The organism is Enterobacter sp., assembly GCF_977039595.1.
Window position 1 is genome coordinate 48,114 of the sequence record NZ_CDRQYH010000015.1, and the last position, 21,686, is coordinate 69,799.

20 protein-coding genes are annotated in these 21,686 nt (G+C 56.9%); 12 read left to right on the forward strand and 8 right to left on the reverse strand.

Features of this window, described 5'->3' with window-relative positions:
* The first annotated feature begins 205 nt into the window (after positions 1-205).
* Positions 206-1,315, forward strand: coding sequence for a porin OmpC (locus ACWYRJ_RS07135; RefSeq protein WP_033145646.1), 1,110 nt, complete (start codon positions 206-208; stop codon positions 1,313-1,315).
* A gap of 54 nt (positions 1,316-1,369) precedes the next feature.
* Here the strand turns inward: ACWYRJ_RS07135 and ACWYRJ_RS07140 are convergent, their stop codons facing one another.
* Complete coding sequence (locus ACWYRJ_RS07140) at positions 1,370-2,314, reverse strand: LysR substrate-binding domain-containing protein (protein WP_455507630.1); 945 nt, start codon at positions 2,312-2,314, stop codon at positions 1,370-1,372.
* Between the two features lie 170 nt (positions 2,315-2,484).
* Here ACWYRJ_RS07140 and ACWYRJ_RS07145 point away from each other — a divergent pair, with 170 nt between their 5' ends.
* From ACWYRJ_RS07145 to ACWYRJ_RS07175, 7 genes are read left to right on the forward strand one after another with little or no spacing between them, the layout of a single operon-like run.
* Positions 2,485-3,435 carry a branched-chain amino acid ABC transporter permease gene (locus ACWYRJ_RS07145; protein ID WP_274239454.1) on the forward strand — a complete coding sequence of 317 codons (951 nt, stop codon included), beginning with the start codon at positions 2,485-2,487 and terminating at the stop codon, positions 3,433-3,435.
* A gap of 8 nt (positions 3,436-3,443) precedes the next feature.
* The gene (locus tag ACWYRJ_RS07150) at positions 3,444-4,550 is read left to right on the forward strand and encodes a branched-chain amino acid ABC transporter permease (protein WP_455507631.1); all 1,107 of its coding nucleotides are present in this window, start codon (positions 3,444-3,446) and stop codon (positions 4,548-4,550) included.
* On the forward strand, positions 4,547-5,314 hold the full coding sequence (locus ACWYRJ_RS07155) for an ABC transporter ATP-binding protein (protein WP_111963634.1): 768 nt from the start codon (positions 4,547-4,549) through the stop codon (positions 5,312-5,314). The genes ACWYRJ_RS07150 and ACWYRJ_RS07155 overlap by 4 nt, the downstream gene beginning before the upstream one ends.
* Positions 5,307-6,026: an ABC transporter ATP-binding protein gene (locus ACWYRJ_RS07160; protein ID WP_455507632.1), complete on the forward strand. Its 720-nt coding sequence runs from the start codon at positions 5,307-5,309 to the stop codon at positions 6,024-6,026. Before ACWYRJ_RS07155 ends, ACWYRJ_RS07160 begins: the two co-directional genes overlap by 8 nt.
* A 28-nt stretch (positions 6,027-6,054) precedes the next feature.
* Positions 6,055-7,212 (forward strand): branched-chain amino acid ABC transporter substrate-binding protein, encoded by a 1,158-nt coding sequence (locus ACWYRJ_RS07165; RefSeq protein ID WP_455507633.1) that lies wholly within the window; start codon positions 6,055-6,057, stop codon positions 7,210-7,212.
* 17 nt (positions 7,213-7,229) lie between these two features.
* Positions 7,230-7,712, forward strand: a complete 483-nt coding sequence (locus ACWYRJ_RS07170; RefSeq protein ID WP_127731033.1) for an L-2-amino-thiazoline-4-carboxylic acid hydrolase — start codon at positions 7,230-7,232, stop codon at positions 7,710-7,712.
* A complete protein-coding gene (locus tag ACWYRJ_RS07175) occupies positions 7,709-8,935 on the forward strand; it encodes a Zn-dependent hydrolase (protein ID WP_455507634.1) in 1,227 nt (408 codons plus the stop codon). Before ACWYRJ_RS07170 ends, ACWYRJ_RS07175 begins: the two co-directional genes overlap by 4 nt.
* Before the next feature lie 16 nt (positions 8,936-8,951).
* Here ACWYRJ_RS07175 and ACWYRJ_RS07180 read toward each other — a convergent pair whose 3' ends face one another.
* Together ACWYRJ_RS07180 and ACWYRJ_RS07185 are read right to left on the reverse strand one after the other, a co-directional pair.
* Complete coding sequence (locus ACWYRJ_RS07180; protein ID WP_455507635.1) at positions 8,952-10,835, reverse strand: potassium transporter Kup; 1,884 nt, start codon at positions 10,833-10,835, stop codon at positions 8,952-8,954.
* An 89-nt stretch (positions 10,836-10,924) separates the two neighbouring features.
* Complete coding sequence (locus ACWYRJ_RS07185) at positions 10,925-12,412, reverse strand: SmvA family efflux MFS transporter (RefSeq protein WP_455507636.1); 1,488 nt, start codon at positions 12,410-12,412, stop codon at positions 10,925-10,927.
* Between the two features lie 116 nt (positions 12,413-12,528).
* Between ACWYRJ_RS07185 and ACWYRJ_RS07190 the strand changes: the two genes are divergently transcribed.
* Complete coding sequence (locus ACWYRJ_RS07190; protein WP_127731041.1) at positions 12,529-13,122, forward strand: TetR family transcriptional regulator; 594 nt, start codon at positions 12,529-12,531, stop codon at positions 13,120-13,122.
* A gap of 34 nt (positions 13,123-13,156) precedes the next feature.
* Here the strand turns inward: ACWYRJ_RS07190 and nhoA are convergent, their stop codons facing one another.
* Entirely contained in the window at positions 13,157-14,002 is an 846-nt protein-coding gene (gene nhoA, locus ACWYRJ_RS07195) for an N-hydroxyarylamine O-acetyltransferase (protein WP_455507637.1), read from the reverse strand.
* A 108-nt stretch (positions 14,003-14,110) separates the two neighbouring features.
* Here nhoA and ACWYRJ_RS07200 point away from each other — a divergent pair, with 108 nt between their 5' ends.
* Positions 14,111-14,683: a flavin reductase family protein gene (locus ACWYRJ_RS07200; protein ID WP_252093037.1), complete on the forward strand. Its 573-nt coding sequence runs from the start codon at positions 14,111-14,113 to the stop codon at positions 14,681-14,683.
* A 35-nt stretch (positions 14,684-14,718) separates the two neighbouring features.
* On the opposite strand, the gene fusA is transcribed toward ACWYRJ_RS07200, so the two are convergent.
* Positions 14,719-16,818, reverse strand: coding sequence for an elongation factor G (gene fusA, locus ACWYRJ_RS07205; protein ID WP_455507638.1), 2,100 nt, complete (start codon positions 16,816-16,818; stop codon positions 14,719-14,721).
* Between the two features lie 160 nt (positions 16,819-16,978).
* Between fusA and ACWYRJ_RS07210 the strand changes: the two genes are divergently transcribed.
* A complete protein-coding gene (locus ACWYRJ_RS07210) occupies positions 16,979-17,281 on the forward strand; it encodes an ArsR/SmtB family transcription factor (protein ID WP_111963644.1) in 303 nt (100 codons plus the stop codon).
* A 68-nt stretch (positions 17,282-17,349) separates the two neighbouring features.
* Here the strand turns inward: ACWYRJ_RS07210 and ACWYRJ_RS07215 are convergent, their stop codons facing one another.
* Positions 17,350-17,805, reverse strand: coding sequence for a GNAT family N-acetyltransferase (locus tag ACWYRJ_RS07215; RefSeq protein ID WP_111963645.1), 456 nt, complete (start codon positions 17,803-17,805; stop codon positions 17,350-17,352).
* Between the two features lie 163 nt (positions 17,806-17,968).
* Here ACWYRJ_RS07215 and pdxR point away from each other — a divergent pair, with 163 nt between their 5' ends.
* Positions 17,969-19,447, forward strand: coding sequence for a MocR-like pyridoxine biosynthesis transcription factor PdxR (pdxR, locus tag ACWYRJ_RS07220; RefSeq protein ID WP_111963646.1), 1,479 nt, complete (start codon positions 17,969-17,971; stop codon positions 19,445-19,447).
* A gap of 27 nt (positions 19,448-19,474) precedes the next feature.
* On the opposite strand, the gene ACWYRJ_RS07225 is transcribed toward pdxR, so the two are convergent.
* On the reverse strand, positions 19,475-20,110 hold the full coding sequence (locus ACWYRJ_RS07225; RefSeq protein ID WP_111963647.1) for an ECs1377 family protein: 636 nt from the start codon (positions 20,108-20,110) through the stop codon (positions 19,475-19,477).
* Positions 20,111-20,231: 121 nt separating this feature from the next.
* The gene (locus ACWYRJ_RS07230; RefSeq protein ID WP_111963648.1) at positions 20,232-21,563 is read right to left on the reverse strand and encodes a 2-hydroxycarboxylate transporter family protein; all 1,332 of its coding nucleotides are present in this window, start codon (positions 21,561-21,563) and stop codon (positions 20,232-20,234) included.
* Positions 21,564-21,686: the final 123 nt, after the last annotated feature.

Genomic DNA, 21,686 nt, shown 5'->3' on the forward strand with positions numbered 1-21,686 from the left:
AAATTCCGGCCATATTGTTTGAATAATCGCCTTCTCGCACGATCGTGATCACACTAATTAAAATTATCTCTAATATTTTGAAACTTATTATTGAAATAAGACTACGAGATTCTTAAAAATAGCATGCCATTGACGAACAGCCTCGTTTAGAAATCGTTCACAGTGGTTCAGGAAATACTGAAAAAAATTATAAGGAATATTTAAGATGAAACTTAAATTAGTTGCAGTGGCAGTCACTTCCATGCTGGCAGCAGGCGTTGTTAACGCTGCCGAAATTTACAACAAAGACGGTAACAAGCTGGATCTGTACGGTAAAGTAACAGGTCTGCACTATTTCTCTGATGACGCTGGCGCAGATGGCGATAAAACCTACATGCGTATCGGCTTCAAGGGCGAAACCCAGGTTAACGATCAGCTGTCCGGCTACGGCCAGTGGGAATACCAGATTCAGGGTAACAAAGACGAAGGCGACAACCAGTCCTGGACCCGTGTGGCGTTTGCAGGTCTGAAGTTCGCGGAAGCAGGCTCCTTTGATTACGGTCGTAACTACGGCGTAATTTACGACGTGACTTCCTGGACCGACGTTCTGCCAGAATTCGGCGGTGACACCTATGGTGCCGACAACTTCCTGCAGTCTCGTGCTAACGGCGTTGCGACCTACCGTAACCAGGACTTCTTTGGTCTGGTTGACGGCCTGAACTTTGCTCTGCAGTACCAGGGCAAAAACGGCAGCGTAAGCGGTGAAAACACCAGCGGCCGCAGCCTGCTGAACCAGAACGGTGACGGCTACGGCGCGTCCCTGACTTACGATCTGGGCGAAGGCTTCAGCGTAGGTGGTGCAATGTCCTCTTCCCGTCGTACCGCTGACCAGAATGCGGCTGGCGTATACGGTGAAGGCGACCGCGCAGAAGTATACAGCGGTGGTGTGAAATACGACGCGAACAACATTTACCTCGCGGCACAGTACTCTCAGACCTATAACGCAACCCGCTTCGGTACCTCTAACGGTAATCGCAGCGACATCTACGGCTTTGCAAACAAGGCGCAAAACTTCGAAGTTGTGGCTCAGTATCAGTTCGACTTTGGCCTGCGTCCATCCATCGCCTACCTGCAGTCTAAAGGTAAAGACATCGAAAACTTCGGCGACCAGGATCTGGTTAAATACATCGATGTTGGCACGACCTACTATTTTAACAAAAACATGTCCACCTACGTGGATTACAAAATCAACCTGCTCGACGACAACCAGTTCACTCGCCAGGCAGGCATCGGTACCGACAACATCGTTGCGCTGGGTCTGACCTACCAGTTCTAAATCTTGTCTGTACAAAAGCCAGCTGCACAAGCTGGCTTTTTTTATCTCCCTCTTTTACCCGCCAGACGACTCCCCACCCGCCGCCCGACGCAGCCAGTTTTGCAGCAGCTTGCCGTCTTCAGTCATCTCTGAGTCAGTACGCACGCAGAGGTAATAGTCGCGCCCGTCATCAATCGGCAGGTCAAATATCTTCACCAGTTCGCCGCTCTCAAGATAAGGCGCAATCAGCGGCTCACGCATTAACGCACACCCCAGACCAGCCTGAACGCCCGCCAGCGTCAGCAGACCATCCTCAAACATCGGACCGCTGCGGCGCACGGGGCGCTTCACCCCCTGTTGTACAAACCACTGCGCCCATGTGCTGCGCTCCTCATCGTGCAGCAGCGGCATTTGCAGCAGTTGCTCGGGCGTGTCGATATGGCCGTGAATGCGCAAAAACGCGCGGCTGCACACCGGGACCATCTGACCGGAAATCAGCTTTTCGCTTTGATAGCCCGCCCACTGCCCGTTGCCAAAACGAATCGACATATCCGACGCGTCGCTCAGATAGTTACGATGGTTGGCATACACCACGTTGATCTCGGTTTGCGGATTGGCGCGCATAAACGCAGGCAAACGTGGGATAAACCACCCCATACCAAAAAGTGGGATCAGGCTGATGGTAACCTGACGCGTTTGCGCCTGCTGCGCCAGGTGCTCCGTCGCCTGGCGCAGCACGTTAAACGCCGCGCGGATAGAGCGGTAATATTCCCGCCCGTGCTGGCTCAGCACCAGCCTGCGCCCCTGACGCTCCGTGAGCGGCATTTGCAGATACCCTTCAAGCACCCTGAGCTGATGGCTAACGGCCGACGGAGAGATGTCCAGCTCCTGCGCGGCCAGCGTGACGCTGCCCAGCCGGGCGATGGCCTCGAACGCACGTACGGCCCGAAGCGGCGGATCGTTTGCCAGTCGGTTTTCTGCATACGCCGTCAGGCTCGCCAATTGTTCTGTTTTATTCATATGTTGATTTCTTTAGGCTTTTCACCCAAAAACAGGAATTAACTATCTTCATATAAATCATAAAGATAAAACAATATTTATTTATCATAAGAAATAATAGATGCGTATTTTACAATTTAATTCATTTATTGGATGGTAGCCGCAGAACGAGCACTTTGCGGGTACAGACGTTGGATACACTCATACAACAACTGATCAACGGTGTGATGCTGGGCAGCATCTACGCGCTGATCGCGCTGGGCTATACCATGGTGTATGGCATCTTGCGCATTATTAACTTTGCTCACGGCGATATTCTGATGGTCGGTGCGCTCACCACGCTCTCCGCCATAAACGCCCTGAATACCACCTTTCCACAAATGCCGCTGCTGTTGCAGCTTGGCGTTGCCCTGGTGATTGCCATGGCCGTTTGCGCCGTGCTGGCAATGGCCGTTGAACGCTTTGCCTACCGTCGACTGCGCAACGCACCGCGCCTGGCGCCACTGATCTCGGGTATCGGCGTCTCCGTCCTGCTGCAAACCGTGGCGATGATTATCTGGACGCGCAACCCGCTGATGTTCCCGCAGATCCTGCCGATGGACCCTATCGCCGTCACGTCCGGCAGCGAAGCGCACCCGCCCGCCATCGTGACCGTTACCGGAATTGTCACCGTGGCGCTGGCACTGGCTGTGATGACCGGGCTGTGGCTGCTGGTGGAATACACCCGTCTGGGGCGCGGCATGCGCGCCGTGGCGGAAAACCCGCGCGTGGCCACGCTGATGGGGGTTAACCCAAACGCCATTATCACCCTGACGTTTGCCATTGGCGGCGTGTTCGCCGCGCTGGCAGGCGTAATGATGGCGAGCAACTACGGCAACGCCAGCTTCTCGATGGGCTTTTTGCCCGGGATCAAGGCCTTTACCGCCGCCGTGCTGGGGGGCATTGGCAACATTCGTGGCGCCATGATCGGCGGGATACTGCTCGGCATTATCGAAGCGCTGGGCGCGGGCTACCTGGGTGAACTGACCCACGGCGTATTTGGCAGCAACTATCAGGATGTCTTTGCCTTTATGGTGCTGATTCTGGTGCTGGTCTTCCGTCCGGCTGGCCTGCTGGGCGAGCGCGTGGCGCAAAGGGCGTAAGGAATACCATGACAACACTTCAACTCCAGACTCCGGCGACGACGCGCAAATTCTGGTCAGGCATGAGCCTGTTCTGCCTCGCGCTGCTGGTTGCTCCCGTGGTGGCCACGCAGCTTGGCGGCAACTACTGGGTGCGCGTTATCGACTTCGCCCTGCTCTACATCATGCTGGCTCTGGGGCTCAATATTGTGGTGGGCTATACCGGCCTGCTGGACATGGGCTTTATCGCCTTTTACGCGGTTGGCGCTTATCTCGCTGCGCTGATGGCCTCCCCACACCTGCTGGAGGTGTTTCCTGTTCTCGGCGTCTGGTTCCCGGACGGGCTGCACACGTCATATCTGCTGATTATTCCTTTGGCTGCGCTCGTCGCTGCCGTCTGCGGCATTTTACTGGGAGCGCCCACGCTGAAGCTACGCGGAGACTACCTGGCGATAGTGACCCTCGGCTTTGGCGAAATCATCCGCATCCTGATGCGCAACCTCGACCGTCCGGTGAACATCACCAACGGCGCAAAGGGCATAACCGGAGTGGATACGCTGAACCTGTTCGGCCTGAAGTTTAGCGGCGTATACCACTGGTTTGGTTTCAAAGTGCCTGCCCTGTGGCTGTGGTACTACCTGCTGATGCTGGTGATTGTGACGATTATTTTTGTCTGCCTGCGCCTGCAGCATTCCCGTATTGGCCGCGCCTGGCACGCCATCCGCGAGGATGAAGATGTGGCCCGCGCGATGGGCATCAACGTGCGTAACTATAAGCTGCTCGCCTTTGCGATGGGGGCCTCCTTTGGCGGCGTAGCGGGTGCGCTTTTCGGCGCGTTTCAGGGATTTGTCTCGCCGGAATCCTTCACGTTACAGGAATCCATTGCCGTACTGGCGATGGTGGTGCTGGGCGGTATGGGGCACATTCCGGGGGTGATCCTCGGCGCGGTACTGCTTACCGCCCTGCCGGAACTGCTGCGCAGCCAGGCAGCGCCGGTTCAGCAGGCGCTGTTCGGTACGGTGCTGATTGACCCGGAAGTACTGCGTCAGCTGTTTTACGGTCTGGCACTGGTGCTGGTGATGCTGGTGCGCCCGTCCGGGATCTGGCCGGTACGCCACAAGGAGGCGAAAGCATGAGCCTGTTAACCGTACGCAACATGACAAAACGCTTCGGCGGCCTTACCGCCGTGGATGACGTTTCCATTACCGTGAACAAGGGCGAGATCTACGGCCTGATTGGTCCTAACGGGGCGGGAAAAACCACCTGTTTTAACCTGATCACCGGGCTTTATCCGGCGGACAGCGGCGAATTTTCCATTGCCGATAAGCCCTATTTTCCAAAACACATTGAGAAAGTCACCGCCGCAGGAATTGCGCGCACCTTCCAGAACGTTCGCCTCTTCAACGAGATGTCGGTGCTGGAAAACGTGATGGTGGGCCGCCACGTGCGCACCCGTAACGGTCTGTGGGCCGCGCTGAGCCGCCACAAACGCGCTCGCGAGGAAGAAAAGCAGACCCGCGAACTGGCCTGGCACTGGCTGGAGTACACCGGCATTGCGCAGTTCGCCCACTATCGCGCCTGCGATCTGGCCTATGGTCATCAGCGTCGCCTTGAAATCGCCCGCGCGCTGGCAACGGATCCGCTGCTGCTGGCGCTGGACGAGCCCGCCGCCGGGATGAACGCGGCGGAAAAAGTGGCGCTCGGCGAACTGCTCATCCGCATCCGCGATGACGGCAAAACCCTGCTGATGATTGAACATGACGTCAAGCTGGTGATGGGCATCTGCGATCGACTGACGGTGCTTGATTACGGCAAAACGCTCGCCAGCGGCACGCCGGAAAGCGTGCGGCGCGACCCGGCGGTAATCGCAGCCTGGCTTGGAGGCAACGCACATGTCTGAATTGCTGAAGGTGGAACGTCTGGACGTGCATTACGGCGGAATTCAGGCCGTACGCGATGTCTCCTTTACCCTGCGCGAGGGCGAACAGGCTACGCTGATCGGTGCGAACGGCGCGGGGAAAAGCTCCACCGTGCGCGCCATTACCGGGCTGGAAAGCTTTATCGGCAGTATTGAATTCAGCGGTAAAGCGGTGCGTAAACAGAGCCCGGAGACCCTGCTTCGCGACGGACTGGTGATGGTCCCGGAGGGCCGCGGGATCTTCTCCCGCATGACGGTACTGGAAAACCTGCAGATGGGCGCCTGGCTCAGGCGTGACACTGTCACCGTTAAGCGTGAGATGAACGAGGTGTTCGAGCGCTTCCCGCGCCTGGGCGAACGCCAGCATCAGCTTGCCGGTCTGCTGTCCGGCGGTGAGCAACAGCTGCTGGCCCTTAACCGCGCCCTGCTCAGCCGCCCGCGCCTGCTGATCCTCGACGAACCGTCGATGGGCCTTGCCCCGAAGATGGTCGAGAACATTTTTGCCGTCATCGCCGGGCTGCGCGAGCGCGGAGTCGCCCTGCTGCTCATCGAACAAAACGCCCGTCTCGCGCTGGAAGTCACCGACAGCGCGTGGGTGATGGACAGCGGTAGCATTGTTCATCATGGCGAATCGACAGCGCTGCTCGATGACGACCAGATTGCACAGATTTATTTGGGCGAAATGCCCGTTTAACAACACCAGCCAACATCAGGGACATACCATGAAAACAGTAAAAATCAGTGCGCTCAGCGCCGCTATTCTGCTCGGTAGTTTTGCCTCCACGTCCGCGTGGGCCGCCGACGGTGAAACCGTGGTCATCGGTCTGGCGGGGCCGCTGACCGGCCCGTCTGCCCGTATCGGTAAAGATCTGGAGAACGGCGCGCAGCTGGCAATTGACGACATTAACAAGCAGCACCCGACCATCGGTGGCAAAGCTGTGACCTTCAAGCTGCAGTCCGAAGACGATCAGTCCGACCCGCGCAACGCCGTAGCCGTCGCACAGCGTCTGGTGGACAGCGGCGTGGCGGGCGTGGTCGGTCACTGGAACACCGGCACCAGCATTCCAGCGGCCCGCGTTTATCACGATGCGGGCATCGCACAGGTGGCACCGGTCGCGACCGGTCACGCCTATACCAAACAGGGTTTTGACACCAGCTTCCGCGTGATGGGCCACGACGATGACGGCGGCCAGCTCGCCGGCCAGTACGCGGTAAATACCCTGAAAGCCAAACGCATTGCGGTGATCGACGACCGTACCGCATTCGGTCAGGGTCTGGCAGACCAGTTTATAAAATCGCTTGAAGCGCAGGGCGTGAAAATTGTCGATCGTCAGTACGTGGATGACAAAACGGTTGATTTCAGCGCCGTGCTGACCGCCATCCGCAGTAAAAACGCCGATCTGATCTTCTTCGGCGGCGTCGACAGCCAGGCCGCTCCGCTGGCCCGTCGCATCAAACAGCTGGGCATGAATGCCACGCTGATGGGCGCAGGCGGATTCGTCAGCCAGACGTTCCTGCAGCTGGCACAGAAAGAAGGAGAAGGCGTGGTCGCTCTGGAGCCGGGCCTGCCCGTTGACCAGATGCCGGGTGGCAAAGCGTTTGAACAGGCCTATCAGGCGCGCTACCACACCCATATCGAACTGCACGCCCCATTCGCCTATGACGCCACCCGCGTGCTGGTTGCGGCGATGGAAAAAGCAAACTCCGTTGAGCCCTCAGACTATCTGCCAGCCCTGCGCGCCATCAGCTATTCCGGCGTCACCGGACAGATCGCATTTGATAAAGAAGGTAACCTGAAATCGCCGTCGTTCACGGTCTATAAGGTTGTCGACGGCAAATGGCAGCCGCAGACCGTGCTGGGTGGCACAAAAGCGAAGTAACGCAGCGAGGCAATGTGATGAGTGATAATAACGAGCTGGGCATTCTCGCCCGCCGCAAAATTGAAGCCGAAATTATTAAGCCAATTTATGAAATCCTGGTGCGCGAGATAGGGAAAGCCCGCGCCCAGGCGGTGATTGGCGAGGCTATTGAGCAGGCCGCAATTGACGCAGGCAAAGCGTTTGCCAGCAAAGAACCCAACGGCGCGGACGTAAAAAGCTTTATCGCCCTGCAGTATCTGTGGGAGAAAGATAATGCCCTGGAGGTCAAGGTGATCGACGCCGACGACCAGCAGTACAACTACAACGTCACCCGCTGTCGCTACGCGGAGATGTATCACGAGATGGGGCTGGGCGAGATTGGTCACCTGCTCTCCTGCGCGCGCGATGAAAAATTTATCGTTGGCTATGCGCCCGACGTAGAGCTAACCCGCACCACCACCATTATGCAGGGCGGCGCGTGCTGTGATTTCCGCTACCGCAGCAGTAAGGACAAGACATGATCCGCGTCAACGCCGAAAGGCTGTGGTCAACGCTTGAGATGATGGCGCAGATCGGCGGCACGCCCGCCGGTGGCGTCACCCGTCTGGCATTGAGCGAGGAAGATCGTATTGCGCGCAACCTGCTGCGCGACTGGGCGCTGGATGCCGGTTTTACCTGTGACGTCGACAGCATGGGCAATATGTTTATCCGCCGCGCCGGGAAAAAACCGCAGCTTGCCCCAGTCATGACCGGTTCGCACGTGGATACCCAACCGCTGGGAGGGAACTACGACGGTGTTTACGGCGTGCTGGCCGGGCTGGAGCTGCTGCGAACCCTTAACGATAATAACGTTGAGACCGAGCGTGACGTTGTGCTGGTGAACTGGACTAACGAAGAAGGCGCGCGCTTTACGCCAGCCATGCTCTCATCAGGGGTCTGGACGGGGCAATTTAGCGAAGCCTACGCCCATGCCCGCGCGGATATCGACGGTATCACCGTAGGTGAAGCCCTGAATAACATCGGCTACCGGGGTGAAGCCCCTGCCCGCGCGTTTCCGGTTCACGCCTGCTACGAGCTGCACATCGAACAGGGCCCGATTCTGGAAGACGAAGGTCTGGATATCGGGCTCGTCCGCGCGGCCATGGGCCAGCGCTGGTTTACTCTGACGCTGGACGGATTTGCCGCCCATGCAGGAACGACGCCGATGCACAGCCGCCGCGACGCGCTGACCGCCTTCGCGGAGCTGGCGTTGAAGGTGGAAGATATCGGCTATCGGCATGCGCCGGACGGACGTGCGACGATCGGTATGGCGCAGGTTACGCCAAACTCGCGCAACGTCGTGCCGTCTCGCGTGGTATGCAGCGTGGAGTTTCGCCATCCGGCGCAGGCGGCGCTGGAAGCCATGGAGGCGGCGCTGCATAAGGTGGCTGAAAGCCTGAGCCTGCGCGGCGTGTCGGCTCTCGTTGAACGCATTTTTGACTACGCGCCCATCGCGTTTGATGCCGAATGCCTGGCGCGTTCGGAGAAGGCCGTGGCGGAACTGGGCTATTCGTCGGAACCGATGGTCTCGGGTGCGGGACACGACACCTGCTATGTCAGCAAAATTGCGCCCGCCAGCATGATCTTTATCCCCTGCGTGAAAGGCGTCAGCCATAACGAAGCGGAGAGGATCCTCCCTGAGTGGTCCGAGAAAGGGGCGAACGTGCTGTTGCACAGCGTCCTGTCCGCGGCCCAGGAGAGCTAGAACGGCGCGAGCGACACTAGACGGCAACGCGTCGGCTAATTTCAACCACCCGATCGCTGGGAAGATGGTAGTGGTTGATGACGTGCGTGCAGTTGCGCTTCATGAAGGCAAATATGTGCCGTTGCCAGGCCGCCATACCGGACCCGCCTTCGCCTGCCACAATGGTTTCATGCCCGACATACCAGGTGGCGTCATCGGTGGCGAAAAGCGCGTTAATCTCGCTGACGCCCTGCAACAAACGCGGGATGTCCGGGTGTTCCATAAAGCCATACTGCGCCACGCCGTGCCAGTAGCCCGGCGCGCGCTGCTCTACCCTGATGCGCTGCTCTTCCCCGACGTAGGGCACGTTGAGAATATCAATGGTCAGCGACAACACGTCCTGCTGTAGCGCCCGGTTTCGCGCGACGTGCCAGCGCATTACCGGCGGGATATTGTTCTGCGTGCGGGTCAAAAAGACGGCAGATCCCGCCACTCTGGGCACCGTCTTTTGCTGTAGCTGGGCAAAGAACGCATCCACGCTGACGCCCTTCTCGCCCACCGATGCGGATACCGCCTTAACGCCGCGGTGCCAAATCAGCATCACCGTACAAATCGCTGCGGCCATCAGCAGCGGTATATAGCCGCCTTCCAGGACCTTTATCAGATTGGCAAATAAGAATGTGGCATCAATTACCAGAAAACAGAGGGCAATAACCGCGCTGCTGGCCAGGCTCCAGCGCCATACTTCCCGCATCGCCACAAACAACAGCCCCGTAGTCATCAGCATGGTTAATGACACGGCAATGCCGTACGCCGCGGCAAGCTTATCTGAGGATTTAAAGAACACCACCAGCCCGATGGTTACTACCATCAGCAGCCAGTTGATTATCCCGATATAAATTTGACCGTAGCTTTCTGCCGCCGTCTGCTTGATGCGTAATCGAGGTAGCCAGCCGAGCTGAATCGCCTGACGCGTCATGGAAAAAGCGCCGGTAATAATCGCCTGACTGGCGATGATCGTCGCCAGCGCGGCAAGAATGATGAGCGGTACCTGCAGGGCTGGCGGACAGAGCGTATAGAATAGATTTTGTTTGCTGTCGGCACCGGCCAGAATCAGCGCTGACTGACCAGTATAGTTGAGCAGCAGCGAAGGAAAGACGATGCCGTACCAGGCAAGCCAGATGGGCTTTTTACCAAAATGCCCCATGTCGGCATACAGCGCCTCGGCCCCCGTCACGCAGAGAAATACGCCGCCCAGGACCAGGAAACTGGTGTACCCGTTCGAAAACAAAAACGCGATGCCGTACGCAGGATTGAGAGCCAGCAATACCGAGGGGTGCTGAACAATCCCCCGCACGCCCAGGACCGCAATCGCCAGAAACCACAGCGCCATTACCGGGCCAAATATCTTCCCTATGCGGGCGGTACCAAAAGGCTGGATCAGGAACAGCGCCAGCAACACCGCCACCGTCAGGGGTAATATGTACGGCTGGGACTCCGGAATGACCATCTCCAGCCCTTCCAGAGCGGAAAGCACGGAGATGGCTGGGGTTATCGCGCCATCTCCGTAAATTAACGCGGCGCCTATGAGGGCAGCAAAAATGACCCAGCGACCGCCTTTGCCTTTTTCCACCAGAAGCGACATCAGGGCCATAATGCCTCCCTCACCATGATTATCAATTCGCATGGCGAAGGCGGCATACTTGATGGAGGTCACCAGGATAAGCGTCCAGGTAATAAGAGAGAGCAGGCCCAGGATGACGCCTGGCGTAGGGTCATGCTCTGAGAGCGAAAGCACCGTCCGGAAGGTATAAAGCGGGCTGGTGCCGATATCACCAAAAACGACGCCCAGCGCGCCCCCCGCAAGCAGGGTTAACCGGGAAAGCGGTTGGGACGCATCACTGCTGTGGCGAGAGCTCATATTTTCCAGCAAGAGTCAGATAATCCTGTAAAAAACATAGCCCATCAGCCCCGCCCGCGCCAACCGCTCGCCCTGTTTTACTGCGCTGTTTACTGCGGATTGGCCTTCGCCAGGCTAAACCAGATCCCCACTGCCAGCAACAGCAGCATTCCGCCCGCGCTGCCCAGCGCCACGCTGTGGGACGTAATAAACGCGCTTTTCGCCGCCTCAATCACCGGCTCAGCCAAAGACGGCGTCAGGTTCTGCGCCACCTTCATCGCTTCACCAATCGATGACGAGGCTTTGTCGACGAGCGAGGCGTTCAGCCCCTGCGGCAGCTCAATCGACGCCGAGAAGCTGCGGGTCAACAGCAGGCCAAAGATCGCAATCCCCAACCCGGCCCCCAGCTCATAGGACATGGTTTCAATCGCCCCTGCGGCGGCGGCTTTCTCCTTCGGCGCGGCAGCCATAATTGCCGAGGTCGAGGCCAGCAGCGCGCTGGCGGCACTGAAGCCGAGCAGCACCATCAGCCCCCACGCCTGCCACTGCTGCGTGCTGAAGTCGAGCGTCGACAGGCCGATAAAGCTGACGGCGCTGAGCCCCATGCCGCCGGCCGCGACGATGCGTAGCCCCAAACGCCCAACCAGCACGCCCGCGATCGGCCCGCTGAACCCGCTGGCGACCATCACCGGCAGCATAAACATGCCCGCTTCAAACGGCGTAAAGCCGTGAACAAACTGCAGCTCCTGGGCCATCAGCAGCTCAAACCCGACCAGGGCAATCATGGCGGTCATCGCCATCACCACGCCGCTCAGAATGATGCGGTGACAGAACAGGCGCATGTCGATCATCGGTACGCGGGCGCGAAGCTGAATACGCACGAAGATAAACAGCAGCACCGAGCCGCTCACCAGCGCGGAAGCCACCAGCCACGGCGACAGCGCGCCTTTTAGCGCGGTTTTGGCGCTGTAGACCAGCAGCAAAATCGCCACGATCAGCATGATGGCATGGCTGATATTCAGCGGCTGCTCCGGTCGTCCCTGCTGAGGAGGGACAAAACGCGCGGCCAGCGAAACCACCACCAGCACAATCGGCACGTTGATTAAAAACACCGATCCCCAGTAAAAATGCTCCAGCAGCATACCGCCGATCAGCGGGCCAAACGCCGCCCCGCCGGAACCGACCGCCGCCCAGACGCCGAGCGCGATGTTGCGATCTTTCGCGTCGGTAAACAGCGTGCGGATCCCAGCCAGGGTGGCAGGAATGATCATTGCAGCACCGATCGCCAGCGAGGCGCGCGCCGCGATCAGCCATCCTGCTGAAGGGGCAAACGCTGCCGCCAGCGACGACAGGCCAAACAGCGTGCTGCCAATCATGAGCAGTCGTTTAAAACCAATCCGGTCCCCCAGGGCGCCCATCGGCAGCACCATACCCGCCATCACCAGCGAGTAGATATCGATGATCCACAATAATTCGTTACCGCTGGCGCCCAGCGTCATGCTCAATGTTGGCGCCGCCACGTGCAGCACCGTCGCGTCAATCGCGACCGGGATATACACCAGCACGATAATCACTAACGCTAACCACTGACGAAACATAAATTTCCTTTTCATTTTAAACCTGGACACATGTCCAGATTGCGATCCTACGCAAAGTTGAACGCGTGTCCAGCTTTTTGTTACACTCGTTTCGTTCCCATTGAGAGTGAGTAACGATGCGATATCTGAGCAAGGATGAACGGCGCGAAGCCATCTTACAGGCCGCCATGCGCGTGGCGCTGGCTGAAGGACTGGCGGCAATGACGGTACGCCGCGTTGCAGCTGAAGCCGGGGTTGCGACCGGACAGGTTCACCACCATTTTACCTCCGGCGGAGAGCTAAAATCGCTGGCCTTCGTACGGTTAATTCGCGAGCTGTTAGATGCGGATGTCGCGGGTAAACAGGCCGGATGGCGGGAGCAGCTTCATGCCATGCTCGGCAGCGATGACGGCAGGTTCGAGCCCTATATTCGCCTGTGGCGCGAAGCGCAGATCTTGGCCAGCCGCGATGCCGATATCAAAGGCGCCTATGTGATGACCATGGAGATGTGGCATCAGGAAACGGTGGCGCTGATCTGTGCGGGAACAGAGGCCGGGGTATTTCGTCCTGGCGATCGGGCGGAAAATATCGCCTGGCGCTTGATTGGCCTGGTATGCGGTCTTGACGGGATGTATATCTTAAACATGCCCGAAATGGATGAAACCGCGTTTAACAATCATCTGGATAAATTAATCACCCTCGAGTTATTTACTCCCCCGTCTCAGAAGTGAAGTTGTCGGGGGCCAACAGCCCCCTCTTTGCGCATTATTTCCCGGCCTGAGGATGTGTATCAAAGCCCGCCATTACCGCCGTTAGCTCCGCCAGGGAAAATCCGTGTTTTGCATCGTCAACGCCCAGTCCAAAGCGTTCCTGCATCAGCTGATAAAGCGCCTCGGCATCCGGCAAATGGATCTGCTCCTCCACATGGCCATTCTGCCAGTGGGTAAAGTTGAAGTTGGTCAGCGTCAGCTTGCCGCCGTCCGGCAGATGGCGACACATCAGCAGATGATGACGGAAATGCGACTGCGGCCAGTGCGCCGACCAGAAATTCCCCATCACGTAATCGCTGAAATACTGCGTAGTCAGGTCAAACTGGTACATCGACTGCCAGTGCTCGTGGTGACGGAACTGCAGCACCCAGTCGTTGCCCTCGCTCAGCAGACGGTACAGGCCGTGCGGCGTCTCCTGTTCTTCATTAGCGAGCAGGCGAATCGGCGCCGTCAGCGTCTGGCCACCAAACCCGACATCGGCTATCCAGCGCTCACCGTTAAGCTCAACCAGCAGCAGGCGATGCGTGCGCGGCGGCATTTGCGGCGGACTCGCTAATACCACGCGTCCCAGCACGCTGCGCACCGTAAATCCGACCTCACGCAATACGCGCTCGAACAGGCCGTTTTGCTCAAAGCAGTAGCCTCCGCGACGTGCGGTGACCAGCTTGTCAACGAGGCACCGATCGTCAAGCTGGATTTCGCGTGGCAGAACGACATCGATATTCTCAAAAGGGATCGCACAGTTGTGAAGTAAATGCAGCGCGCGCAGGGTATCGATATCCACCTGTGTCGGCTGCGTCCAGCCGATGCGGGCGAAATAGGCGGTCAGGAATGGGGACATGCATCAGTTTCCTTTGATTGTGATGTTCTGTTTATAAACTAATTTTATGCACTCACTTTGATTTACGTGCTTTTTCGCCATAATCATCGGTGTAGATGAGGAGATCCTATGAGCCACTTTCGCCCTGTTGAATTACGTCATGCCAGCCGTCTGCTGAACCACGGCCCTACTGTGCTTATCACCAGTCGGGATGAAAGCCTCGACAGACGTAACGTGATGGCCGCCGCATGGTCAATGCCCGTTGAGTTTGAGCCGCCGCGCATCGCGATCGTCGTGGATAAAAGTACCTGGTCACGCGAGCTGATCGAGCGCAGCGGGAAGTTTGGCATCGTCATCCCCGGCGTGGCGGCGGCAAACTGGACATACGCGGTCGGTAGCGTCAGCGGGCGCGACGAGGACAAATTCAACTGCTATGGGATCCCGGTGGTGAACGGCCCTGCGCTCGGCCTGCCGGTGATTGAAGAAAAATGTCTGGCGTGGATGGAGTGTCGGTTACTACCCGTCACCTCCGCGGCAGAAAAATACGATACGCTGTTTGGTGAAGTGGTTTCAGCGGCAGCCGATGAACGCGCGTTTGTCGCCGGACGCTGGCAGTTTGACGGGGATAAGCTGAATACCCTGCATCATCTTGGGGCCGGGACGTTTGTGGCGAGCGGGAAAATGGTGAAGGCGCTGGATTGAGAAAACCCTCCCCCAATTGGGAGAGGGTGACCGTATTACTTCGCACGACGCGCAATAATTTCATCCGCAACATTCCGCGGGGCTTCCGCAAAATGATGGAACTCCATCGTATACGTCGCGCGTCCCTGGGACATCGAGCGCAATGTCGTGGCATAGCCAAACATCTCTGCCAGCGGCACGTCAGCGCGAATAATCTGGCTTCCGTACTGCTCCGCCATCCCCTGCACCATACCGCGACGGGAAGAGAGATCGCCCATGATGTTACCGGCGTACTCTTCCGGCGTTTCCACCTCCACATGCATGATCGGCTCAAGGATCACCGGGTCCGCCCTGCGGGCGCCCTCTTTAAAGCCGAGGATCGCCGCCATGCGGAACGCCATCTCCGAGGAGTCAACGTCATGATACGAGCCAAACGTCAGCGTCGCTTTGACGTCTACAACCGGATAGCCCGCCAGCACTCCGCTGTTCATCGCTTCCCGCAGCCCTTTCTCAACGGACGGAATATACTCGCGCGGAACCACGCCGCCCTTAGTGGCATCTTCAAATTTAAAACCACTTCCAGGCTCCAGCGGCTCCAGGCTCAGCACCACATGGCCGTACTGCCCTTTGCCGCCGGACTGACGGACAAATTTGCCTTCGATATCCTTCACCGTTTTACGCAGGGTTTCGCGGTAGGTTACCTGCGGACGACCAATGTTCGCTTCGACGCCAAACTCACGCTTCATGCGGTCGACGATGATCTCAAGATGTAGCTCACCCATCCCGGAGATAATGGTCTGGCCGGACTCTTCGTCAGTATGCAGGCGGAAAGATGGATCTTCCGCCGCCATACGCTGCAGCGCGATCCCCATTTTCTCCTGATCGCCTTTGGTTTTCGGCTCAATCGCCAGCGAAATCACCGGATCCGGGAACTCCATGCGCTCAAGCGTAATGACGGCGTTCGGATCGGTGAGCGTGTCACCGGTGGTCACGTCTTTCAGCCCCACGCAGGCCGCGATATCCCCGGCGCGCAGTTCGTCCACCTCGTGACGATCGTTGGCATGCATCAGCACGATACGCCCGATACGCTCTTTCTTCCCTTTCACCGGGTTATACACCGCGTCGCCTTTACGCAGCACGCCAGAGTACACGCGGATAAAGGTCAGTTGACCAACGTACGGGTCGCTCATCAGCTTGAATGCCAGGGCCGAGAACGGCTCATCATCGCTCGGATGACGCTCCGCGTGCTGCCCTTTTTCATCCACGCCATCAATAGCAGGCACGTCCAGCGGCGACGGCATAAGCTCAATCACCGCATCGAGCATGCGCTGCACGCCTTTGTTTTTGAACGCGCTGCCGCATAGCATCGGCTGGATTTCGCCCGAGATAGTGCGAATACGCAACCCTTTGATGATTTCCGCTTCCGACAGATCGCCCGTTTCCAGGTATTTGTCCATCAGTTCATCGCTGGCTTCCGCAGCCGCAGAGACCATTTTTTCACGCCACTCCTGGGCGGTGCTGACTAAATCATCCGGCACGGGCGCATAGGTAAACACCATGCCCTGAGTCGCATCGTCCCACAGAATAGTGCGCATCTTGATGAAATCCACCACGCCGGTGAAACGATCTTCTGCACCTACCGGGATGACAATCGGCACCGGATTGGCCTTCAGGCGTTCCTGCATCATCCGCACGACGCGGAAGAAATCGGCACCCGGACGGTCCATTTTGTTAACGAAGGCCAGACGCGGAACGTGATATTTATTGGCCTGACGCCAGACGGTTTCCGACTGCGGCTGCACGCCGCCCACGGAGTCATACACCATCACGGCGCCGTCAAGCACGCGCATGGAACGTTCCACCTCAATGGTGAAATCCACGTGCCCCGGGGTGTCGATGATGTTGATCCGGTGCGGTTCATATCCTCTGTCCATACCCGGCCAGAAGCAGCTGACGGCCGCCGAGGTAATCGTGATCCCGCGCTCTTGCTCCTGCGCCATCCAGTCTGTGGTTGCCGCGCCATCGTGTACTTCACCCAGCTTGTGGCTCATCCCGGTATAAAAGAGGATGCGCTCGGTGGTGGTGGTTTTACCGGCATCGATATGCGCGGAGATACCGATGTTGCGATAACGTTCGAGAGGGATGGGTCGGGGCATGATATTTCCTTAAGTCTTATGACTTGTCTGTGACGACCAGGATGGTCGTGCATTCGTTCGTTTGCTATAATAGTCCTATTGTACGAGTATTATCGAACTATTTTTTAATGGTTGACCTATTGTTGATATAGCTCAATCTGACACCATACGCAGGAAAACGATGATCCCAAACCACCCTGAAACTGAACAAATACTGCTGGAAAATGTGCTATTTGCCCTCGGCAACCCGCTCCGGCTTGCGATAATTCGCCGGCTGGCAGATGGCAGCGAACTCAGCTGTAACGCGCTGCGCCCGGAAGATGTGGTGAAGTCCACGATGACCCATCACTGGCGCGTACTGCGCGACAGCGGAGTCATCTGGCAGCGTCCGCAGGGACGCGAAAACATGATTTCATTGCGAAGAGACGATCTGGATACCCGCTTTCCGGGGCTGATGGCGATACTTTTACAGGCTAAATCATAAAGACATGCCTGTTTTCCCCTGAATAATGCCCCGTAACATTTTAAGGGGCATAGCTTCAGCAAAGGGAATTATCTGACGTGCATACGATATTCAATCATCCCGCTTTTTTTCGCAATCCAGTCGTATAATCGTTGCGCGCGATAATTAGCTTCATGCGTATGCCAGTAAAGATGGCTGGCGTGATGTTTTCTGGCCTCTCTCTGAACATATTCTATTAACTGTTTACCGATGTGTTTGCCCCTGGCAGCATCGCAGACATATAAGTCTTCGAGGTAGCAGTAATCGTTCTCAGCCCAGGTCGAGCGATGAAAAAGATAATGCGCAAAGCCCACGACGTCTCCATTACATCGTGCCACCACGCAGAATAGCGGCTCAACGGGGCTGAAAAATCGTTGCCAGGTTCGTTCAGTAATTGCCCCAGACAGATCGACATTGTAAAACGCCTGATATTTTCCCCATAGCGGCATCCAGCTTGCAAAATCACGTTCTTTTACTGCCTCAATTGTTACGCTCATAGCGTTCATAGTGCCTCTTTGCTTATCCGTTATTCGTTTCAGTAAGAGTGTATTCGCTGAATGGCATGTTTTGCCCCGCCAATTTTCATCATGAAGGCAGACCAATTTTTCATCCTGCTACAGGCACTATTGCTTTAGAATCAAGAGACGCAGAGGAAAAGTGGACAACGTAATGTTTAAGCACGCGCAGCTTGAAACGGTCAAGGCATGGATTATCGACCCCGCTCATGGATCCCTACCGCTTCATGAAAGGATCCAGAGAGCTATACGGACGCTGATACTGGAAGGGATACTTTCTCATGGCAAGGCCCTTCCGGCTTCACGTGCTCTTGCGGCGTCTCTCAGCGTTTCCCGGGATACCATTGAAGCGGCCTACTCCAGCCTGCATGCTGAAGGTTTTATTGAGAGACAAACTGGCAGAGGAAGCTTCGTCTCCTCCAGCGCGCGTTTTTTAAAACCCCGCCCCCGACACCATCAGCCAACCGCTGAGATACGAAAAGCAAAACTCAGCGCCCGTGGAAAAGTCATCTATGAAAGCGGAGGAATCCGCGAGTTTTCCTCACCCCGCCCGCTGGCACCCGGAATTCCTGAAACCCGCATGTTTCCCATTTCAACCTGGGAGCGACTTCAGCGACAGGTACTGAAGGAATTTCAACACCAGGCGCTAGAGCAAAGTCCCCCCCAGGGTATAGAGCGCTTGCGGCGGGCAATTGCGGAATATGTCAACCTTGAACGCGGGACGCGTGCGAGGGCAGAACAGGTCATCGTTCTGACAAGTTCTCAACAGGCGCTTGCGCTTTGTTCCCACGTGCTGATGGACGCCGGGGATGGCATTGTCATTGAAGATCCCTGCTATCAAGGGGCACAGAAAGCGTTCAACGCTGCAGGACTGCACTGTATTCCGGTTCCTCTTGATGAAAAAGGCATCTCGGTTGACGCCCTGAATGCTCTGACCGAGCCTGTCAGGGCTATCTCCCTTACGCCTTCTCATCAATATCCTACCGGGGTGACGCTCTCTCTTGACCGACGACTGGCCGTCATTGACTGGGCAAATCGTCACTCGGCCTGGATCGTTGAGGATGACTATGACAGCGAGTTTCACTACGAAGGTAAGCCTATGGCCAGTCTTCAGGGGCTTGATAGTTACAACCGGACAATTTATATCGGCACGTTCACCAAATCTCTGTTCCCCGGGCTGCGTATTGCCTACATGATCGTCCCCGCAGAATTGACACAGCCCTTCACCATGGCGAGGACATTAATGGATGGCCACACCGCCTCAATAACCCAACTGACGCTGGCTAAATTTCTGGAGGGGGGTCATTTTGGGGCCTATGTTCGCAAGATGCGGAGTATTTACGTTGCTCGTCGAGACGCGCTGGCAAGCATGATGGACGCCTATCTTTCCGGGTATGTTACCTATGAAACGCCAGCGGGGGGAATGCAAATGCCTTGTCACCTGAAGCATGGAATATCCGAGAAAGAGATGGCCTCCGCCGCCAGACGCGCGGGTGTTGATATACTTGGGCTTACGGATTTGTATGCAGGCCCCCCCGCTTCGACCGGTTTTTTGATGGGATTTGCTGCATACACGGAAAGTGAAATAGAAGACGCTGTAAAAAAACTGGCCGCCATTTTTCGTCATGTTTGATGCTGTCGACTGGTCAGAGACTGAAACTCATTCCGGGCGATCAAGACTATAAGCCGGGATTCGCCGGCTGGTCTTCGTAAGCGTATCAAAGACCTCAGTCTCCGAAGTCACAATTCTCACGCCCATTTTCCTTAACCTCTGCACATCGGCCGCGATGCGCTGAATGCCAAACCAGAAAAGTCCATCGAGCGCGGTTACAGACAGCCCGTTTTCCAGCGCCAGCTTGAGGCGTTCCTTTGGGGCTTTAACCTGCTGGGCAATTTGCCGGTAAGGCAGTTCGTTACATCCTGTTTCGTCACTGCGATGGATACGCGTTTTCAGCTGATAGGTAAACTCGTCAGGTATGCCGTCCAGATCCCTTTTAAGGCTATAGACGCAGCCAAAGCGCTTGCCGTTAAACAGAACATTTTTCTGACTGAGCTGAAGCTCTTTTCTGACAGCGTCAATCAGCTGGGGCGCGCGGGTGAGGAGCAGCCTGAACGGCAGCTCGAAGCTGGTGACATAATCCACATTAAGCAGCGCGAGACGCAGACGATCCTCTGCACCGGACTGTTGCTCACGACACTCCTCCAGCACCTCCGCCCACTGGCGCGTCAGGCGCTCCGGTTCGGCGGCTTCGGTAAGGAGGTATTTTTCAATCTGATAATCAACTCTTCCGGTCATGGTGTGATATCCCGTCGCTGTGGATGCGGTAATTCTATACAGCGCAGGGATATTTATAAAGGACTGAACCGCAGCGACATCCTGAAAATGTCGTTGCGATTCAGTATCCTGAGCTTTCTGATCAGTGCGCCATAATCCAGCCCATCAGAAGCGTGGCGAAAATCACCGTCGACGCGCCGCCGATGCGGGTGGCGATCTGCGCGAACGGCATGAGCGACATCCGGTTAGACGCGGACAAAATGGCCACGTCCCCCGTTCCGCCCAGCCCGCTGTGGCAGCAGGTCACAATGGCCGCTTCCACAGGATACATATTCAGACGCGACGCAATAACGTAGCCGCTCAGCGCCATCGCAATCACAACCGAACCGCATACCACAACGTATCCCACCGAGAAGACCGACACCACGCTCTCAAGCGGCACGTATAACATCCCGAGGCCGATCATCAGCGGCCAGACCAGCGCAGCCGAGACGAATTTATAGCAGCTATGCGCGCCCTGCTCCATTGAGGCCGGGATCACCCTGAAGTATTTACACAGAACGGCGATCAGGATCATCAGCACCGGGCCGGGAATGTGCACCAGTTTTTCAAACAGTCCGCCGACGATGAAAAACGCGCACACCATCAGTAACCCGCCCCCCATCAGATGAAAATCCGTCTGCTGCGTGCTTTGCGCCCCGGCAAACAGGCTGGCGTCGTCTTTACTCCGCGTGAGCATGCCATTTCCCGAGAGCGCAGGACGTTTAGCGCCGAGTCGCGCCAGCGAGCCCGCACAAATAATGGCGAAGATATTCCCAACGACCGCAGCGGGTGCCAGCTGCGCAACGTAGACGTCCGGCGTCTGCCCCAGTATTGCCGAATAGGCCAGGGACAGCGGCAAAATCCCCTCGCCGATCCCGCCGCCAATGATGGGCACAATGATGAAGAAGAAGGTGTGGTAAGGCGTATAACCAAACATTGAGCCCACAATGAGGCCGCTCAGCACGGCCATGCATGTTCCCGCCACCAGCGGAACAAACATGCGCATCATCCCCTGGATCAGCAGCACCCGATTCATCCCCAGAATGCTGCCGACTACCAGGCAGGCGATGACGAAATAGAGCAGATTCGCCTCTTTCATCAGCAGATGCACGGTATCAAGGGTATGTTTCCCGAATACGCCAAAATAGACCAGCACGGAGGGGACCATCAGGCACAGGATCGCCGGGCCGCCGATATCTTTCAGTACCGGGATTTGACGCCCCACTTTGGCAAACGCGAAACCGAGGGTCATGATGACCGCGAGGCCACCGATCATATTTTTCGGCAGCAGCCCTGCCCAGGCGGACGTCGCCACAATGGCGGCAATCCCGACGAACAGCATCAACGGGACCGTGCCCACCTCGGTATTGTTGAGCCCAAAGGCAAAACGCGAGGTAGACAGCTCAGAAGTCGGTACAGGATTATCTTTCATATAATCACGGCTTTGTTGAATAAATCAGATTTCGGGTAAGTCTCCCCCGTAGCGGGTTGTGTTTTCAGGCAATACGCACGCTTTCAGGCATACCTGCTTTCGTCATTTTGTTCAGCGCTCGTA

Coding starts and splice junctions, on each gene's coding strand:
- ACWYRJ_RS07150 (WP_455507631.1), top strand. CDS start 3,444: ATGACAACACTTCAACTCCAGACTCCGGCGACGACGCGCAAATTCTGG.
- ACWYRJ_RS07180 (WP_455507635.1), bottom strand. CDS start 10,835: ATGAGCTCTCGCCACAGCAGTGATGCGTCCCAACCGCTTTCCCGGTTA.
- nhoA (WP_455507637.1), bottom strand. CDS start 14,002: ATGTCCCCATTCCTGACCGCCTATTTCGCCCGCATCGGCTGGACGCAG.
- ACWYRJ_RS07200 (WP_252093037.1), top strand. CDS start 14,111: ATGAGCCACTTTCGCCCTGTTGAATTACGTCATGCCAGCCGTCTGCTG.
- ACWYRJ_RS07165 (WP_455507633.1), top strand. CDS start 6,055: ATGAAAACAGTAAAAATCAGTGCGCTCAGCGCCGCTATTCTGCTCGGT.
- ACWYRJ_RS07175 (WP_455507634.1), top strand. CDS start 7,709: ATGATCCGCGTCAACGCCGAAAGGCTGTGGTCAACGCTTGAGATGATG.
- fusA (WP_455507638.1), bottom strand. CDS start 16,818: ATGCCCCGACCCATCCCTCTCGAACGTTATCGCAACATCGGTATCTCC.
- ACWYRJ_RS07210 (WP_111963644.1), top strand. CDS start 16,979: ATGATCCCAAACCACCCTGAAACTGAACAAATACTGCTGGAAAATGTG.
- ACWYRJ_RS07170 (WP_127731033.1), top strand. CDS start 7,230: ATGAGTGATAATAACGAGCTGGGCATTCTCGCCCGCCGCAAAATTGAA.
- ACWYRJ_RS07225 (WP_111963647.1), bottom strand. CDS start 20,110: ATGACCGGAAGAGTTGATTATCAGATTGAAAAATACCTCCTTACCGAA.
- ACWYRJ_RS07140 (WP_455507630.1), bottom strand. CDS start 2,314: ATGAATAAAACAGAACAATTGGCGAGCCTGACGGCGTATGCAGAAAAC.
- ACWYRJ_RS07155 (WP_111963634.1), top strand. CDS start 4,547: ATGAGCCTGTTAACCGTACGCAACATGACAAAACGCTTCGGCGGCCTT.
- ACWYRJ_RS07190 (WP_127731041.1), top strand. CDS start 12,529: ATGCGATATCTGAGCAAGGATGAACGGCGCGAAGCCATCTTACAGGCC.
- ACWYRJ_RS07215 (WP_111963645.1), bottom strand. CDS start 17,805: ATGAACGCTATGAGCGTAACAATTGAGGCAGTAAAAGAACGTGATTTT.
- ACWYRJ_RS07185 (WP_455507636.1), bottom strand. CDS start 12,412: ATGTTTCGTCAGTGGTTAGCGTTAGTGATTATCGTGCTGGTGTATATC.
- ACWYRJ_RS07135 (WP_033145646.1), top strand. CDS start 206: ATGAAACTTAAATTAGTTGCAGTGGCAGTCACTTCCATGCTGGCAGCA.
- ACWYRJ_RS07230 (WP_111963648.1), bottom strand. CDS start 21,563: ATGAAAGATAATCCTGTACCGACTTCTGAGCTGTCTACCTCGCGTTTT.
- pdxR (WP_111963646.1), top strand. CDS start 17,969: ATGTTTAAGCACGCGCAGCTTGAAACGGTCAAGGCATGGATTATCGAC.
- ACWYRJ_RS07160 (WP_455507632.1), top strand. CDS start 5,307: ATGTCTGAATTGCTGAAGGTGGAACGTCTGGACGTGCATTACGGCGGA.